The organism is Salinirubrum litoreum (assembly GCF_020567425.1).
GTDB lineage: Archaea > Halobacteriota > Halobacteria > Halobacteriales > Haloferacaceae > Salinirubrum > Salinirubrum litoreum.
In genome coordinates this window covers 1,112,697-1,128,682 of record NZ_JAJCVJ010000002.1, presented here as the reverse complement: position 1 = coordinate 1,128,682, position 15,986 = coordinate 1,112,697, and the positions used below count along the sequence as shown (strand labels likewise).

Below are 15,986 nucleotides of genomic sequence, written 5' to 3'. Positions count from 1 at the left end.
GGTTGGACCGCTTCGACTGCGGCACAGCGAGTCGGGTCGCTGTCGGGTGACTTTTTGTCCTGCCGGCGATAGCGAGAGACGATGACGCTCGACCCGACCGCCGTGAGCGGGATCGCCTCGCTGGCACAGGAGATCGCCGCCAGTGTCGACGACAGCGATCACGACGACGTCGCGGCGACAGTCTGGTCGACCTACCTCGATCCGCTGTACGCCGACGGGCGGTCGGTGCTCGAACCGCTCGCCGAGCAGTCGCTCAACGCGGTCGGCATCGAGGACGCCTCGCTCCACGACCCGGCGTTCGAGACGAGTCACGCGATCGACTCCGGGACCATCAACCCGACGACGTTCAAGAACGGCGTCGTGATCGACGTGGCGCAGGCCGCGATGGGCACCTGCCCGAGCGACCTGGACGTCCACCGGAGTCGGAGCGTGGTGGCGACGGTCCACACGAAAGACGCCGGGAGACACGAGACCGACTGGGAGGAGTACGACCCCGGCTACGGGCGGATGACGGTCAACAAAGCGCCTCGTGTCAACGCCTACGCCGAGCGCATCGTCCACGCGCTGTCGCTGTACTACGCCGAGAGCGAACACGCCCTCCAGCACGCCGACGACGTGGACGATCTGCTGGTGCTCGACGGGCCACTCTACCCGAAACAGATCTTCAACTGGAAGGCCCGCGAGTCGGAACTCCGGACCGTCACCGAGGAGTCACAGCCTCGTGCCATCGTCCAGAACTACGTCGACCTCGTGGAGCGGTTCGTGGAGCGTGAGGTCCCACTGCTCGGCTTCGTGAAGAACCCCATCTCGAAGTTCGTCACGAAGACGCTCACCGAAGAGAGCCGGAAAGACGACAGGCGAGTACCCGACCCCCCGTGGGTCGACGACACCGCGATGTTCGTCCGCCTACTCGAACGCCACGACAGCGCCGGGGAGCGACACCGCGACGACCTCACCTTCACCTCGTGGTTCGTCTCGCGCGGCGGGGCCGACGAGACACTCGCCAGCGACCGGAACCCCTTCGACGTGGACCGGTCGCTGTCGCCCGAGCAGTACGAGGTGACGTTCTTCGTCGTCTACGACCCGAGAGACGACCTGCTGTTCAAGATCGAAGCGCCACGGGCGTTCACCGACGATGCAGAGACGCGAGAAGCGCTGACGAACTACGTCTTGAGCGAAGTCGCACTCAACCGCGGGCCGCCGACTGCGGTGAACAAAGCCGACGAACTCGCCCGGATCAGCAACGAGGAACGACAGGCGCTCAAAGAGTTGTTCGAGCGTGACTTCGACTCCGAGATTCGCGCGACATACGACGACGTCCGCTGGGCCGCCGAAGACCTGTGAGTCGTCTTCTCCCCGTGGCCGGCTGGCAGTCTCTCACGCCGGTTCGGTCTTGATAATCTCGAACGTCACCTCGGACTCGGGGACGCCGACGCGGGCGAACTGGGTCCGGATGTGTTCCCGCGCCGCGTCCAGCGCCTGCTCGCGCGTCTCGAACCCTTTCGGCATCGGGGACTCGAAGGCGACGTGAACCTCCTTCCCGTCGATCTCGGTGACGGAGCCACCGCTCTCGACCTCGTAGAACTCGTCACACACCCAGACGTAGGGTGCGTGTTCGTCCGGCGCGCCCTTGAACGACGGCGGCTCCTCACCTCGCTCGTAGATCGTGCCGGTCAGCGCCGTCCCGCCGCCGTGGCCCCGAACTAATCGCATACGACTCGTAGGTGCGCGAGTGGTAAAAGCCGTGTGTCCGCCGGTTGTCGGGACTCGTTCACGTGTGTTCGCCGGATCGCTAGATTCGCTCACGTCTGGCCGCCGACTGTCGAGAGTGGAGTCTCGGTGATGGCTCGCGGACTGTGGCGAGTGGAGTCTCGGTCGTCGCTCGCGGTGACCGCCACGAGGGAACACGGTTTTGTCGCACGGTTCCGTGGACTGGGGTATGTCCGACTCAGAACTCGGTGACTTCGACCGGTTCGACGGCGACGGCGAGTCTACCGAGTCGAGCGAGTCGGTCGCGTCGCGTGACGGTGGATCGACCGACAGCGACACGACCGAATCCGGAACCGACGAGACCGAGTTCAGCCGACGCGACATCGACACCACGACACCCTCGGCCGGCATCGGCACCGTGCCGGCCGCCTGCGGCCTGAAGATCGCCGAAGAGGGCGAAGACACCAGTCTCAGAGCGACCATCACCGACGGGAACCGCGAGGGCATCCGCCTCGGCAAGTACCTCCTCGTCCCGTACCCCGACGGCGAGACGCTGTTCACCCGGATCACGGAACTGGAGTACGTCCAGGAGTTCCACTCCGACGACACCTCCGTCATCCACTCCCGGCGGCAGATGGCCCGCACCTACGAGGACTTCGAGGAGGCCGACTACAAGTTCATGGCCACGCTCGAACCACTCTCGGTGCTGTACGAGGAGGGCGACGAGTTGAAACGCCGGATGACCGACCGCGTCCCCAAGCCGGGCGCGACGGTCAGCGAGGCGACCGACAAGGGCGAGATCAAGACCGGGTTGAAGATTCCCGAGGAGGGCGTCTTCCTCGGGCACCTCTCGGTCGGGGGCCAGAAGGTCCAGACCGGCGCGACACCGCCGACGATCGACTACCGCCTGAAGGACGACTACACCGACGGCGACCCACTCGTCTTCCGGCACACGCTCGTCGCCGGGGGCACCGGTTCCGGGAAGACCCACGGGTCGAAGAACATCCTCCGGCAGTACCTCGCCGACGAGCGCGCGTACACGATGGACGACGGGCGAGAGGTGTCGCCCGCCGTGGTGATGTTCGATCCACAGGACGAGTACGCCCAGATGCACGACGACAACGAGAGTCTGGATCGGGAGTTCGCCCGCAAACTGGAGGGCGAGGGTGTCGCCTACGGCGGCCACGACGACACCGTGGCGTTCGTGCCGAAGGTCGCCGGGGCGTCGTACCCCGGCGAGAACCACCGCGCCGAGCAGGTTCGCTTCTCGGTGCCCTTCTCGATGGTTCGCTCCCGGCCGTGGCTCGTCGCGGGCGCGAGTCTCAACGACAACCAGTACAACGCCCTGCAACTGCTCCTCCAGCGGTTCTTCCGCCAGCACGGGAACTCGGGCACGTACGACCAGTTCGTCGGCTACATCGACGACCCGGCACTGCGCGAGGAGTTAGACGAGTCGGGTCGCGTCCACGAGGCGACCTACGACGCGGTGAAGCGCCGGGTCATCTCCTCGACGTTCCGCAACGTCTTCGATCAGGACGCGAAGTCGATCACCGAGCAGATCAAGCAGTTCGTCCGGCCCGGCGGCCTGACCGTGGTGCCGACCTACCACATCACCGACTCGCGGACGACCGAGACGGTGGTGCTGGCGGTCGCCAGCCTGCTGATCGACGAGAAACTGTCGAACGACCCCGAGTTCGACCGCGTGAAGGAGACGCCGGTCGTCCTCGGGATGGACGAGGCGCACAACTTCCTCACCGACGCCGAGAGCGTACAGGCCCGGAAGGTCATCACGAAGTTCACCGAGGCGGCGAAGCAAGGGAGAAAGGAGCGACTCGGACTCTTCCTCATCACGCAGGACCCGCAGGACATCGCCGACGCGGTGTTCAAGCAGATCAACAGCACCGTCGTCCTGAACCTCGGCGACGAGGACGCGATCAAGAGCGTCAACATCCCCTCGAACCTCGAACGGAAGGTGCCGTACATGGAGAAGGGCCAGATGGTCGTCTACTCGCCGGACAACTCCGAACCGGTCGAGTTGATCGGCCTCTCGAAGTGTGTGACGCGCCACGGCGACTGACGGGCGCGGCTGACACACGTCTCTCGGAAGGTCACGGTCGCCCGCCGCACACGTCTCTCGGAAGGTCACGGTCGCCCGCTGGACGACCGCGAGGTGCGCGTGGCCGAAGTCTCCCGGGCGTGGCCGACTTTTACCTGTCGGCGGTCGTAGACGGCGGTATGCCCACCAACATCCTCGTCCCGATCGACGGGTCACCGGAGTCGAGTCGCGCGCTGGCGTTCGCAGTCGAAGAGTGGCCCGAAGCGGCCGTGACGCTCCTCCACGTCATCGATCCGGTAGAAGCGGGCTACGGCGCGACCGGCGGCATCCCCAGCGGCGCAGAACAGTGGTACGAGAACGCCAAGGGACAGGCAGACGAACTGTTCGACCGCGTCGGTGACGACTTCGGCCGCGAGTTCGACACCGAGACCGAGGTCGGCCGCCCGGCCTCGACCATCGTCGACTTCGCCGAGGAAGGTCGCTTCGACCACGTCGTGATGGGTAGTCACGGGCGAAAGGGCGTCTCGCGCATCCTGCTCGGCAGTGTCGCGGAGTCGGTCGTCCGCAACTCGCCGGTGCCGGTGACGGTCGTCCGAAACGTGCTGGCCGAGGGCGAACACGCGGGGGGCGACCCGGCGACGCCGGCGACCGACGACTCGGCTGCGAGCGACAGTGCCACGGCCGACGACTCGGCTGACGGCGAGTCGTAGTCCCCGTGGCGTCCCGACTCGGGGCGGTCGGTGCAGGCGTCGGCCTAGCGCTGGCGCTCGAACTGGTCGTCTATCTCCTCTCCGGTCGTGTCAGCGTCGGCGGCGGATTGCTGGGGAGTGCGGTCGCCGGGTGGCTGGTCACACAGACCGACGCGACCGGGGCGACCGACAGGCGCGTTGCGAGTGACACCGCCGCGGGGGTCGAGTCGGCCGTCCACCGTGGCGCAGTCGTCGGGTTGCTGGTCGCCTGCGTGGTCGCGTTGGCGGTCGTGCCGGCCGGCGTGGTACTGACACTGGCGACGGGCGAGACACGACTCGTCCCCTTCGGTCTCGTGATCCCGCGACTCGGGAGTCCCGCCCTGATCGCGGTCGTCGTCGGGTGCGGTGTGACGCTCCCGAACGCGCTGCTCGGTGCGGTCGCCGGGGTGCTCGGTGCAGAGCGGCACCGACTCGACTGACTGACCGGGGGTGACCACCGCAGGGCGAACCGTTTTGCCCGCCGGGACGGCAGAGAGAGTATGGACATCGCCCCGTTCGCGCTCGAACGCTGGTTCGACGAGTACGAACACGACGCCGAGATCATGCTCGCCGAGAGCGGCATCCGGAGCCTCGACGCCTCCCGGTTCGACCTCGATCCCGGCGAACTGGGCTACGTCATCCCGACCGACGGCGACCCCGCGTTTCGGGAGCGGATGGCCGCCAGATACGACCGTGGTTCCGACGAGATCGCCTTCACCTGTGGCACGCAGGAGGCGAACTTCCTCGCCTTTCTCGCGCTCATGGGCAGCGACCGGTCGCACGCCGTGGTCGTCACGCCGACCTACCAGTCGCTGTACGCCGTGCCGGAGGCCTTCGGCGAGGTGACGCAGGTGTCGCTCTCGCCGCCGGACTGGTCGCTCGACCCCGACGCAGTGGCCGACGCGATTCGACCGGACACGGCGGTTGTGGTCGTCGTCAACCCGAACAACCCGACCGGCCGCTACCACGACGAGGCGACGATGCGGGCGGTCTACGACCACGCGGCCGACGCCGGAGCCTACCTGCTCTGTGACGAGGTGTACCGACTGCTGGCCGACGACCCCCTCCCGCCGGTCGCCTCCTTCGGCGACTGGGGCATCAGCACCGCGAGTCTGACGAAGGCCTACGGACTCGCGGGCCTGCGTTTCGGGTGGATCGTCGGCTCCCGCGAGGTGGTCGCGGACGCGGTGCGCTGGAAGGACTACACGACGATCTCACCGTCTATCTTCGGGCAGCATCTCGCCAAACAGGCCACCGGTCGGCGCGAGGAGACGATCCTGCGGGAGAACCGCGAGTTGGCCGGGGTGAACCGTGAGATCGTCCGCGAGTTCGTGGATCGGCACGGCTTGGAGTGGTACGATCCGGTCGGCGTGAACGGCTTCGTGACGGTGCCGGAGGGGTTCGACGACGCCGAGGCGTTCTGTCGAGAGGTCGTAGAGCAGGAGAGTGTCGTGCTGGCTCCCGGGACCACGTTCGGGTTCGATGGCTACTTCCGGATCGGCTTCGGCGTCGAAACGGACGTACTGGAGGAGGGGCTGGCGCGCGTCGAGAACGTGCTGTAAGTCGATTTTGTGTGTTTTGTTGGCTGCGTCGTCGGTGTGAACTCGATTGGGTGTGTCGACCGGGATCGAGGAGAGTGCGCCACCGAGAGCGTGCCTCTCGCCAGACGCGAGGGAGTGACGCGGGCGGTGCGGAGAGCGTCACGAGGCTGGGGAGGTCGAGGTGCGGTGCTGGTGTTGTTGTGATCGTAGCGTGCGGTGTAGTAGCTGTCGCAGTCGCGCTTCGCAGTGCAGCAGCAGTCGCGGTACTTTGCCGCGCTCGTAGATCGACGCACAGAGACGGGGACCCCCACACTCACGACACCCGACTCGCTCCGGTAAACCGATGACCACCTACAGCAGGTTCTCCCGGATTTATCATGGTGGACGACCGACCTGCGCGTATGCCAACACCAGTCATCGCGGCCGCACACCGCACCCCGCAAGGAAAAGACGGCGGCGTCTTCGCCGACACGCGCTCCGAGGACCTCTCCGTCACGCTCATCGACCACATCCTCGACGAGACCGGCCTCACGGCGGACCACGTCGACGACCTGATGTGGGGCGTCGCCCAGCAACGCGCCGAACAGGACAACAACGTCGCCCGCGTCATCGCCCTGCTCTCCGAACTCGGCGAGGGCACCCCGGCGACGACGATCAACCGCTGGTGTGCCTCCTCGATGCAGTCGGTCATCTCCGCGTCGGACGCCATCGCGGCGGGCAACCGCGACTGCATCGTCGCCGGCGGCGTGGAGAACATGTCCCGCGTCCCGATGGACGGCGACTCCTACCAGCACCTCCACTCGGAGCTGTCGAACCGCTACAACGTCTTCCAGCTCCAGATGGGGATGACCGCCGAGAAGGTCGCCGAGGAGTACGAGGTCTCCCGCGAGGCACAGGACGAGTACGCCGTCCAGAGCCACGAGCGCGCCGCCGAGGCCACCGAGTCCGGCCGCTTCGACGACGAGATCGTCCCGGTCGAGACCGACGACGGTCTCGTCGAGACCGACGAGGGCATCCGCTACGACACCAGCTTCGAGACGCTCCAGAAGCTCTCGCCGGCGTTCACCGGCGACGGATCGGTGACCGCGGGCAACTCCTCGCAAATCTCCGACGGCGCGTCCGCGACGCTCGTCACCTCCAAGTCCTTCGCGGAAGACCACGGTCTCGATATCCTCGCCGAGGTCGGCACGAACAACGTCGCCGGCGTCGATCCGACCGTGATGGGGATCGGTCCGGTCCCGGCCACGCGCGGCCTGCTGGACCGTGCCGGCACGACCATCGACGACTACGACCTCGTCGAACTGAACGAGGCGTTCGCGAGCCAGTGTGTCTACAGCCGACGCGAACTCGGCATCCCCGAGGAGCAGTTCAACGTCAACGGCGGCGCGATCGCACTCGGTCATCCGCTCGGTGCCTCCGGCGCACGCCTCCCCGTGACGCTGCTCCACGAGATGCAGAAGCGCGACTCGGATCGCGGCCTCGCCACGCTCTGTGTCGGCTTCGGGCAGGGTGCGGCCGTCGAGTTCGTCCGATAGATCGCCGACCCCGTCACGCCACCTCTCGGCTCGTTTCGGCGCTGGCGTCACTCCGTTCCGACCGTCGGCGTCACCGCGAAGTGCTCCCCGTCGCGGGCCACCTCGACTCCCACGACGACCAGCGTCAGCGCCCCGAGCGAGGAGACGACGAGTAAGAACAGGTCCCGACCGGTCGCCGAACCGGCGAGTCCCTCGCCGACGTACACCGACGAGATCGCGACTGCGGCGAGGACGTAGCCGGCACCGAGGAGCTGTCGCCACGACAGCGTGACCGGCCCGAGCGACGACTCCTCGACGCTCCCGCCGACGAACAAGAGGACACCCGCGAGAGTCATCGCCGGTACGACCGGCGTGGCGAGAACCGCCTGCGGGCCGAAGGCAGCGACGAGCAGGCCGACGAGTAGCAGATCGAGGACGGCGACGTAGCGGAAGGAGGACTGTTTCACGGACTCCCGTTCCTCCAGTGATCTGTTATAGCTGTCGACGAAAGAACCAACTTCCCACGCCGGGACCGTTTCTGTATGGCCACAGACCCCTCGGAGCGACCGCCCGGTCCCGACGCGCTCCCGGTCGTCGGCAACACCCACCAGTTCGCCGGCGACCCTCTCGACTTCTACGTCGAGACCGCCCGCGAGTACGGCCCGGTCGCGTACTACGAGGTCGGCGGCGAACCGTTCTACCAGTTGAGTTCGCCCGAGTTGATCGAGGAGTTGCTGGTCCACCGGAACCAGTCGTTCGTCAAAGGTGACCTGTTTCAGGCGTCGCTCGGCGACGTGACCGGCGACGGCCTGCTGACGAACGAAGGTGAGTTCTGGCGACGCCAGCGCCACCGTATCCAACCCGCCTTCGGCCCCGACAGACTGGCCGAGTACGCGCCGATCATGGCCGAGTACACCGAGCGAACCATCGAGCAGTGGGCGGACGGCGAGGTTCGGAACGTCCACGCGGACATGATGCAGTTGACCGTCGAGATCGCCGCGACGGCGCTGTTCGACGCCGACGTGACCGAGATGGAAGACGAGATCGCGGACGCGCTGGAAGCGGTCATGGATCGCGGCGAGCGCCGGATGAAGCGACCGGTGGACGTCCCGGAGTGGGTGCCGACACCCGGCAACCGGCGCTACCGGCGCTCACTGGACGCCCTGGAACGCATCGCCGACCGGATCATCGCGGACCACGAACCGGGCGACGGCGACGTGGTGTCGATGCTCCTCGCGGCGAGCGAGGCCCACGACGAGGTGGACCACCAACTGATCCGCGACGAGGTCGTCACGCTCCTGCTCGCCGGCCACGAGACGACCGCCCTCGCGTTGAGCTACACGCTCCACCTGCTGGCGACGAACCCCGAGCAGGCGGAGCCACTCCACGCCGAAGCCGACCGGGTCCTCGACGACCGAACGCCGACCCACGACGATCTGGACGATCTCACGTACACCGAACAGGTCGTCGAGGAAGGGATGCGCGTCCGGCCACCGGTGCAGGGGTTCGTCCGCGAGGCGGCCGAACCGGTCGAACTCGGCGGGTACCGGATTCCGGAGGGCGCGACCGTCTCGGTCCAGCAGTGGGTCGTCCACCGCGACCCCCGGTGGTACGACGACCCCGAGCAGTTCCGGCCTGCGCGCTGGACCGACGAGATGCGGTCGGCGCTACCGAAGTTCGCCTACTTCCCCTTCGGCGGCGGTCCCCGGCGCTGTATCGGCGACCGGTTCGCGATGCAGGAGGCGCGGCTGGCGCTGGCGACGATGGCCCGCGACTATTCGTTCGAGGCGGTCACGGAGGAGTTGTCGTACTCGCCGTCGATCACGCTTCGACCGGACGGCCCGGTCGAACTGCGTGTTCATCGTCGGTGAGACGTTTTCCCTTTTGATTCGTCGGTCGGAGAGTAGGACTCGCAAGAATCTGTCGCTGACGACGAGTGGTGAATCGAGTCGGGTCGGCGACGACGGGAATCGAATCGAGGCGGTCGGTGATCACTCGGTTGAGGCTGTCGTAAACGACGAGAGGTGAAAGTCCCACCCGGTGGAATCTGTGAAGGTCCACGCAACACCCGGTGGACCAGTCAGATCAGCGATGGCCGACCTGCGACCGTCGGCGCGACACAGGGTCGCGCCAGCCCGTCTGACTGGTGAGTCTGTCGTGAGCAGAACTTTCGGCCGGTCGTCTCACTCGGTCTCGTACTCGGCGAGCGCGTCCGCGAGTTCCTCGTGTGCTGTCCGACACGCGTCCAGTTCCTCGGCGACCTGCCCGGACGCCAGTCGCTCGCGCTCGTCCTCGCCCAACTCGGTCCGGGCCAGCGCCGACTCTCGGAGTCTGGCGTACCACTCGGTATCGTCGGTCAGCGACCGCAGACTCCGCAGGTCCGCGACGACCGACTCCGGCGCGAACCGACCGACGACCGCGATCAGTTCCGAGAGCCGGTACCGCAGGTGGTCTGCCGCCGGTGGCGGCCACCCGACCGTCAGCGGGTCGGCGTCCAGCCGTTCGAGGTAGGTCCGGTGGGTGCCGACCCGCGTCCGGAGCGCGGTCGGGTCGTCGACGTAGTGATCTAACTTCGACTGCGAGTAGCCCGCGTACTCCAGGAGTTGCGGAACCGACTCTGCACCCGCCGCGTGCGACCGGACGTACTCCCACAGATCGTTCGGTGGCTGGCGATAGTCGACCAGCGGGAACTGTCCGGTGTCGCGCACGAACGCCAGCACCTGGCGGGCGCTCGACTCCCGCCGGAACGTCCGGAAGGCCTCCCGGACCGCCTCGTCGTAGTTCGAGATCGGTTCGCGCAACTCCCCGACCGGCGCGTCCAGATCGGCGTCACCCAGCGCGGTCAACTGCTCCAGTTCCTCGATCCGATCCGACAGCTTCGACTGCCGCCGGCGGGCGTCCGACCGGGCGTCTCGGAGCGCCGTCTTCGCCGCTGTCCGGCGATCCAGCAGGCCCGCGACGTCCGCGACAGGCGACAGCAACTCCCGAGCACGCTCGAAGTCAGATTCGGAGAGGCGGCGCTTGTCGAACCCGTCGTTGGCCGTCTCGAAGGCGTCGCGGTGCGGCAGGTCCTCGGGCAGGTCCTCGGTCAGTTCGAGAAACGCCTCCTGGAACTCCACGTAGGATTTGAAGTTCTCTCTGCCCGTGCCGGTGGCGCTGTCCTCGTACCGGTCGAGCAGGTCGGTCGCCCGGTCGTAGGCGTCCGCGACCTGCCGAACCGTCGCCTCCCCGTGGTCTTCGATCTCGGACTCGATCCGCCGGCGGCGGTCGTGTGCCTCCCGGATCGCGGTCACGAGTCCCGAGGCGTCCGTGAGGTCGGCTGTCGATTCGCCCCCGGACATCACTCGTACACGTCGTCGGGATCGAACACCTGTTCGCCGACCGCCTCGCCGTCGATGGTCCGGTAGAAACAGGACCGGTACCCGGTGTGACACGCGCCGCCGGTCTGCTCGACGAGGTAGAGCAGGGCGTCGCCGTCACAGTCGACCCGGATCTCCGAGACGGCCTGGGTGTGGCCGCTGGAGCCACCCTTCTGCCAGAGTTCGTCCCTACTTCGGGAGTAGTAGTGTGCCAGCCCGGTCTCGCGGGTGCGTTCGACCGCCTCCCGTGAAGCGTACGCGAGCATCAACACCTCCCCCGAGTCGGCGTCCTGTGCGACTGCGGGCACCAGGCCGTCGTCGCCGAAGTCCAGCGCGGGCGTCTCCGTCATGGGCGATGGGAGACGGGCGCGACCGATAGGTCTTGTGTGTCGGTCCCTCTCGCACCCGGTCTGTGCTCGACCACTGCTCACAACAGGCCGAGCGACCCCAGCAGACCGACGAGCAGGTCGCCGTAGGTGAGCGCCGCCACCAGCCCCAAAAACATCGGGACGACGAAGGGGATCCCCGGCGAGACCCACACCAACTCCCGATCGGTCACGACCGCCAGTCCCTCGCGGAGCGTCTCGGCGTCGGTGCCGTAGGCCGACCCCTCGATCTCGTCTAAGAAGCGCTCGGCGGCCCACGGGTCGTCGGCGGTTACCTCGGCCGGAGCGTGTGGTCCGCCGAATTCGCTCGGCTGTCCGCCGGACGCGGCGTTCACCGCGCCGTCGGTCGGCTCGTACGTCTCGCCGACACTCGTCGGATCGCGGTGGTTCTCGGGGTCGGCCCGGAGGTCGGCGAGCGTCGTCCCGCGCCAGCGCAGGTACATCCGGAGCGCGTCCAGATCGAGGCCGGAGCGCGTGTACCCCTCGGTCGTCTCCATGAGTCGGCCGTGTGCCTCCGAGAGGTCGACGACCTCCGAGCGGTGACCCAACAGCATGACGGGCGCGAAATCTCGGCGCAGGACGTTCCGGAGCGCCACACCGAGCGGGTACGCCAGTCCGAGAACGACCGTGTTCGTCAGGATCGTCATCGAGAAGACCCCCAGCGTCGGCACGACGACCGGGAGCGCGACCCCCGGCAGGAAGTAGGTCGGGAACGTCGGAAAGAGGACGGCGAGGACGATCAGCGCCTTCGCGTCGGCCCCGCCGAACCCACCGAGTCGCCAGAACAGATACGCGAGCGGCGCGACGAAGCCGAGACTGATCGCAGTCCGCAGAAGAACGAGTCGGTCGGTGAACGTCGTCGGCGGGACGACGGCCCAGAGATCGACTGCCAGCAGGATGAGGCCGAGCACGCCGAGCGGGAGCCACGTCCGGTTCGGGACTCGGCGCGTCTGGATATCCCGGTAGGCGGCCCACCCGAGGACCGGGACCGCGAGGAGTCGCAGGAGGTCGGGGAGCGAGGCGAGAGTCGTCAACGAGGTCGGCACTGTCTCGACCGGCGGGCGGGAGGTGGAAAGGCGTTACTCTTGGCAGTCGCCAGCGCCACGGCTGAGGGAGTGCGGCGAAAGAAGGGTCGGGATCGGGAGCCTCAGATGACGCGGTTCTGGAGGTAGTCCAGGTGCTTCGCGTTGTAGACGATCTGAAGCTCGTCTGCGGCGGGCGAACCGATGCAGGTCAGCCGAACGTTCTTCTCGTCGACCTCCTCGTCGGAGAGGATCTGCTGCATGTCCATGTCGATCTCGCCCGTCTTGACGATGGCTGCGCAGTTCGCACAGGCACCCGCGCGGCACGAGAAGGGCCAGTCGTAGCCCTGCGCTTCGGCCGCTTCGAGGATGTACTCGCCCTCGTTGACGTCGAGTTCACCGTAGTCCATCTCGTCGAGGCCGGCGCCGGCCGCCTTGTCGAAGAGATCGTCGTCGTCGAGGTCCCACCCGTTGTCGTCGAGCACTTCGTAGTTGAGGTATTCTACCGTGGGCATCACGCGCTGATTCGGGGCCCATCCTGTTAGACCTTGCTGTTCGCTCACGACTCCGAGTCGCGCCGACGGCTGGCGAATTCGACCCGCCGATGGCGACCGGTCACCGCCGGGGCAGGACCGGCCCAGTCGCGCCGGAACCGTCCCGGGTCGTCGTCCGGTCGTCGGCGACGAGCGGCGAGGTCCACAGCCCCGATTCACCCGTCGATCCGGTGTTCGCGACGATCACCGAGCGTGCCTCCGGGCCGCCGACGTGGTGGCTCGACGGGAGAGCGTCACTCTCGCTGCGGGGCGTAACTCGTACAGTAGCCCTCGGGTGCGATAGTCCCCTCCACGATGCTGCACGCGCCGCTGCCGTCGCCGTTCTTGTCCGGGATGTAGAACTGGCAGGTCGAACACTGCTGGCCGTCGACCGGGCTGTCCCGATACTGCACCGCCGACTGCGGGGCGAGTGATCCCGGACTTCTGGCTCGGCCGTTCAGCGAGGTGGCGGTGACGTACTCCTCGGGCACCGTCGGCGTCGGTGTGGTCCGCGTGGGTCTGTCGCCGCCGCTCGCACAGCCTGCGAGTCCAGCCGTCACTGCCGCAGCGGTCGCCGCGAGCAGTCGTCGCCGCAGCCGGTTCGGGTCGCCTGTCATCGACGGGTGTAGGGCCCCGAGACTCATGTACGGCACGCTCGTCGGGGGCGGCGTCTGCCCGGCCGAACTGCCCGACTCTCAGCGACAGTGCTCCAGTGCCGCGACGAGTTCGGCGACAGCACCGCCTGCCGGCGAGGGTTCGGACGGAGCGACGGGGTCGCCCGCCGACACCGACCGCCGGAGGGCGTCGGACTCGGGCACCGCGACGACCGGTGCGCCGAGTGCGCGCCGGACGGCCGCAGTCGGCGGATCCTCGCCAGCGCGGTTCAGCGCGACGGTGACGAGACCGGCGTCGAGTTCCCGGGCCAGTTCCCGCGTCCGGATCGCGTCGGCCAGCGCGAACCGGTGCGGTGACGCGACCAGCAGGCAGGCGTCCGCGACCGCCAGCGGGACGCCCACGTCGGCCGACAGCCCCGCCGGACAGTCCACGAGGACGTCGCCGAACTCGTCGGCGAGCGTGTCGACCGCGTCGGCGAGGCGCGTGACGTCGGCGGCCCGCGCACCCGCGAGACTCCGCCCGCAGGGGACGAGTCGAACCGGGCCGCCACGCACCGCCTCGCAGGGGTCGGCACGCCCGGTCAGCACGTCGTGCAGGTCCGGCCCGCGACCGGTCGGCAGGTCGGCCATCCCGAGGTCGGCGTCCACCAGCACCGCGTCGGTCGCCGCCGCCAGCGAGAGGGCCACCGTGGACTTGCCGACGCCGCCCTTCCCGCCCGCGACCGCGAGGATCACGACAGCCTCCGGAGGTGGTCGGTCGGTACCGACGCCGACTCGGCGCGTGCGACGAGTCGGTCGATCCGGTCGGCGAGCGCGCGCAGTCGGCGGCGGTCCTCGGCGACTCGTGCCGGGAGGTGGGACGGCGGGACGTCGCTCGCCTCGACTGCCCGCGTCGCCGTCGCGACCGAGGTGTCCGGGTCGAGTCGTTCGGCGCTCTCGATCCGACCCTCGATCGCGGTGAGCCACGCCGCGACCGGCGGTGGCAGGCTGTCTGCCGACGCCTCGTGGTCGTCTGGCGTGTGACGGGGGTCGGTGGTCGCGTGGCCGTCGGACGTGTCGGGAGTGCCGGTCGTCGAGCGGTCGGCGGTCGCGTCGAGGACGGCGAGCGCCGGTCGGCGCTCGTCGTCACCCGCCGAATCGGAGTCGGCGACGGGAGCGGAGTCGGGAGCCGGCACCGCGTCACGCGGCGGTGCGGGGCGGCCGAGGTCACGGACGACTGCGCGGACGCTCTCGTCGTCGTCGTCGGCGGCGGCGGCGGCCGAACGAGGGTCGTCGACGATGGAGCGAGATTGGTCGGTGGCCGAACGGTTCGTGGTCTCGTCCGACTCCGAGGCTCGCTCGTCTGTGACGACCGCCGCAGGCGGATCGGCGAGTTCCGGATCGGCGAGTTCCGGATCGACGAGCGATCGGGCCGACGCGGCGTCGTCGGTCGCTACGTCGAGCGGACAGGCGTAGCCCAGCGGTCGGCTCTCGTGCGGCGGGACGACGACCGAGACACCGGTCTCGTCCCACCCGGCGTCGGGGACACCCTCGGCTCGGGGCGGCAGGAGGGGCCCGGCGAGTCGGTTCTCGACGCGGACCCGCCGCGCGACCGGTGTCGGGTTCCGGAGGCGGATGCCGACGAAAGCCACCCCTGCGGCGGTGGTCACCGCACAGTCGCAGTCCATACCGGCGGTGGTCCCGGTCTCTCGGATAAACCCTCGTGCGGAGCGCGACCGGGTAGGCCGCGATTAACACGGAGGACCCGCCGGCAGTCGGGACATAACAGTACCGTGTGCGGTCGTCTCTCCGGGTATGCAAGCCGTCGTGCTGGCCGCCGGCGAGGGGACGCGACTCCGCCCGCTGACTGCGGACCGACCGAAAGGGCTGGTCGAGGTGGCCGGCGTCCCGATCCTCACCCACTGTTTCTCCCAACTTGCCGCACTCGGCGTCGAGTCGCTGGTGGTCGTCGTCGGCCACCGGAAAGAGCAGATCATCGACCACTACGAAGACGAGTTCCGGGGCGTCCCGATCACCTACGCACACCAGCGTGAACAGCAGGGACTGGCACACGCCCTGCTGACCGCCGAGCCGTACGTCGACGACGACTTTCTCGTCATGCTCGGCGACAACGTCTTTCGGGCGAACCTCGGCGACGTGCTCCGGCGACAGCGCGAGTCGGACACCGACGCCGCGTTTCTCGTGGAGGAAGTGTCCGAGTCGGCCGCCAGTCGGTACGGCGTCTGCGTGACGAACGACGCCGGGGAGATCGTCGACGTCGTCGAGAAGCCGGACGACCCGCCGTCCCGACTCGTCATGACCGGCTTCTACAGCTTCTCGCCGGCGATCTTCGACGCCTGCCGACTCGTCCAGCCCTCCGACCGTGGCGAGTACGAACTGACCGACGCGATCCACCTCCTGATCGAGAGCGGTCGGCGGATCGACGCGATTCAGATGGACGGCTGGCGCGTCGACGTCGGCTACCCCGAGGACCGCGACCGTGCCGAGCGGCGACTGTCGACCCGCGTCGACGCGAACTGACCC

At 68.2% G+C, this 15,986-nt stretch carries 18 protein-coding genes; 8 read left to right on the top strand and 10 right to left on the bottom strand.

Annotated elements, in window-relative coordinates; translation table 11 throughout:
• Nucleotides 1–81: 81 nt before the first annotated feature.
• Nucleotides 82–1,344: a DNA double-strand break repair nuclease NurA gene (locus LI337_RS14190; protein WP_227230516.1), complete on the top strand. Its 1,263-nt coding sequence runs from the start codon at nucleotides 82–84 to the stop codon at nucleotides 1,342–1,344.
• 33 nt (nucleotides 1,345–1,377) lie between these two features.
• Here the strand turns inward: LI337_RS14190 and LI337_RS14185 are convergent, their stop codons facing one another.
• Nucleotides 1,378–1,713, bottom strand: a complete 336-nt coding sequence (locus tag LI337_RS14185) for a DUF7113 family protein (protein WP_227230515.1) — start codon at nucleotides 1,711–1,713, stop codon at nucleotides 1,378–1,380.
• Between the two features lie 226 nt (nucleotides 1,714–1,939).
• Between LI337_RS14185 and LI337_RS14180 the strand changes: the two genes are divergently transcribed.
• The 5 genes from LI337_RS14180 (at nucleotide 1,940) to LI337_RS14160 (ending at nucleotide 7,570) form a co-directional block, all read left to right on the top strand.
• The gene (locus tag LI337_RS14180; RefSeq protein ID WP_227230514.1) at nucleotides 1,940–3,787 is read left to right on the top strand and encodes an ATP-binding protein; all 1,848 of its coding nucleotides are present in this window, start codon (nucleotides 1,940–1,942) and stop codon (nucleotides 3,785–3,787) included.
• A gap of 158 nt (nucleotides 3,788–3,945) precedes the next feature.
• Nucleotides 3,946–4,476 (top strand): universal stress protein, encoded by a 531-nt coding sequence (locus LI337_RS14175; RefSeq protein ID WP_345777762.1) that lies wholly within the window; start codon nucleotides 3,946–3,948, stop codon nucleotides 4,474–4,476.
• Between the two features lie 5 nt (nucleotides 4,477–4,481).
• Entirely contained in the window at nucleotides 4,482–4,934 is a 453-nt protein-coding gene (locus tag LI337_RS14170) for a hypothetical protein (RefSeq protein WP_227230513.1), read from the top strand.
• 60 nt (nucleotides 4,935–4,994) lie between these two features.
• Nucleotides 4,995–6,056 carry an aminotransferase class I/II-fold pyridoxal phosphate-dependent enzyme gene (locus LI337_RS14165; RefSeq protein WP_227230511.1) on the top strand — a complete coding sequence of 354 codons (1,062 nt, stop codon included), beginning with the start codon at nucleotides 4,995–4,997 and terminating at the stop codon, nucleotides 6,054–6,056.
• 380 nt (nucleotides 6,057–6,436) lie between these two features.
• Nucleotides 6,437–7,570 carry a thiolase family protein gene (locus LI337_RS14160; protein WP_227230510.1) on the top strand — a complete coding sequence of 378 codons (1,134 nt, stop codon included), beginning with the start codon at nucleotides 6,437–6,439 and terminating at the stop codon, nucleotides 7,568–7,570.
• A gap of 47 nt (nucleotides 7,571–7,617) precedes the next feature.
• Here LI337_RS14160 and LI337_RS14155 read toward each other — a convergent pair whose 3' ends face one another.
• Entirely contained in the window at nucleotides 7,618–8,016 is a 399-nt protein-coding gene (locus LI337_RS14155) for a DUF7994 family protein (protein ID WP_227230509.1), read from the bottom strand.
• 75 nt (nucleotides 8,017–8,091) lie between these two features.
• Between LI337_RS14155 and LI337_RS14150 the strand changes: the two genes are divergently transcribed.
• On the top strand, nucleotides 8,092–9,420 hold the full coding sequence (locus LI337_RS14150) for a cytochrome P450 (protein WP_227230508.1): 1,329 nt from the start codon (nucleotides 8,092–8,094) through the stop codon (nucleotides 9,418–9,420).
• Nucleotides 9,421–9,732: 312 nt separating this feature from the next.
• Here LI337_RS14150 and LI337_RS14145 read toward each other — a convergent pair whose 3' ends face one another.
• The 8 genes from LI337_RS14145 to LI337_RS14115 all read right to left on the bottom strand — a co-directional run bounded on the left by LI337_RS14145 (nucleotide 9,733) and on the right by LI337_RS14115 (nucleotide 15,130).
• Nucleotides 9,733–10,890 (bottom strand): DUF7118 family protein, encoded by a 1,158-nt coding sequence (locus tag LI337_RS14145; protein ID WP_227230507.1) that lies wholly within the window; start codon nucleotides 10,888–10,890, stop codon nucleotides 9,733–9,735.
• A complete protein-coding gene (gene hisI / locus LI337_RS14140; protein ID WP_227230506.1) occupies nucleotides 10,890–11,258 on the bottom strand; it encodes a phosphoribosyl-AMP cyclohydrolase in 369 nt (122 codons plus the stop codon). The genes LI337_RS14145 and hisI overlap by 1 nt, the downstream gene beginning before the upstream one ends.
• A 77-nt stretch (nucleotides 11,259–11,335) precedes the next feature.
• The gene (locus LI337_RS14135) at nucleotides 11,336–12,340 is read right to left on the bottom strand and encodes an A24 family peptidase (RefSeq protein WP_227230504.1); all 1,005 of its coding nucleotides are present in this window, start codon (nucleotides 12,338–12,340) and stop codon (nucleotides 11,336–11,338) included.
• A gap of 101 nt (nucleotides 12,341–12,441) precedes the next feature.
• On the bottom strand, nucleotides 12,442–12,831 hold the full coding sequence (fer, locus tag LI337_RS14130; RefSeq protein WP_227230503.1) for a ferredoxin Fer: 390 nt from the start codon (nucleotides 12,829–12,831) through the stop codon (nucleotides 12,442–12,444).
• 100 nt (nucleotides 12,832–12,931) lie between these two features.
• Nucleotides 12,932–13,057 (bottom strand): hypothetical protein, encoded by a 126-nt coding sequence (locus LI337_RS19965; RefSeq protein ID WP_264475007.1) that lies wholly within the window; start codon nucleotides 13,055–13,057, stop codon nucleotides 12,932–12,934.
• A 46-nt stretch (nucleotides 13,058–13,103) separates the two neighbouring features.
• A complete protein-coding gene (locus tag LI337_RS14125; protein WP_227230501.1) occupies nucleotides 13,104–13,466 on the bottom strand; it encodes a high-potential iron-sulfur protein in 363 nt (120 codons plus the stop codon).
• A 78-nt stretch (nucleotides 13,467–13,544) separates the two neighbouring features.
• Complete coding sequence (locus tag LI337_RS14120; protein ID WP_227230500.1) at nucleotides 13,545–14,198, bottom strand: nucleotide-binding protein; 654 nt, start codon at nucleotides 14,196–14,198, stop codon at nucleotides 13,545–13,547.
• A complete protein-coding gene (locus tag LI337_RS14115) occupies nucleotides 14,195–15,130 on the bottom strand; it encodes a DUF7857 domain-containing protein (RefSeq protein ID WP_227230499.1) in 936 nt (311 codons plus the stop codon). The genes LI337_RS14120 and LI337_RS14115 overlap by 4 nt, the downstream gene beginning before the upstream one ends.
• A 127-nt stretch (nucleotides 15,131–15,257) precedes the next feature.
• On the opposite strand from LI337_RS14115, the gene aglF reads away from it, so the two are divergent.
• Nucleotides 15,258–15,983 carry a UTP--glucose-1-phosphate uridylyltransferase AglF gene (gene aglF / locus LI337_RS14110; RefSeq protein WP_227230498.1) on the top strand — a complete coding sequence of 242 codons (726 nt, stop codon included), beginning with the start codon at nucleotides 15,258–15,260 and terminating at the stop codon, nucleotides 15,981–15,983.
• The last annotated feature ends 3 nt before the right edge of the window (nucleotides 15,984–15,986 follow it).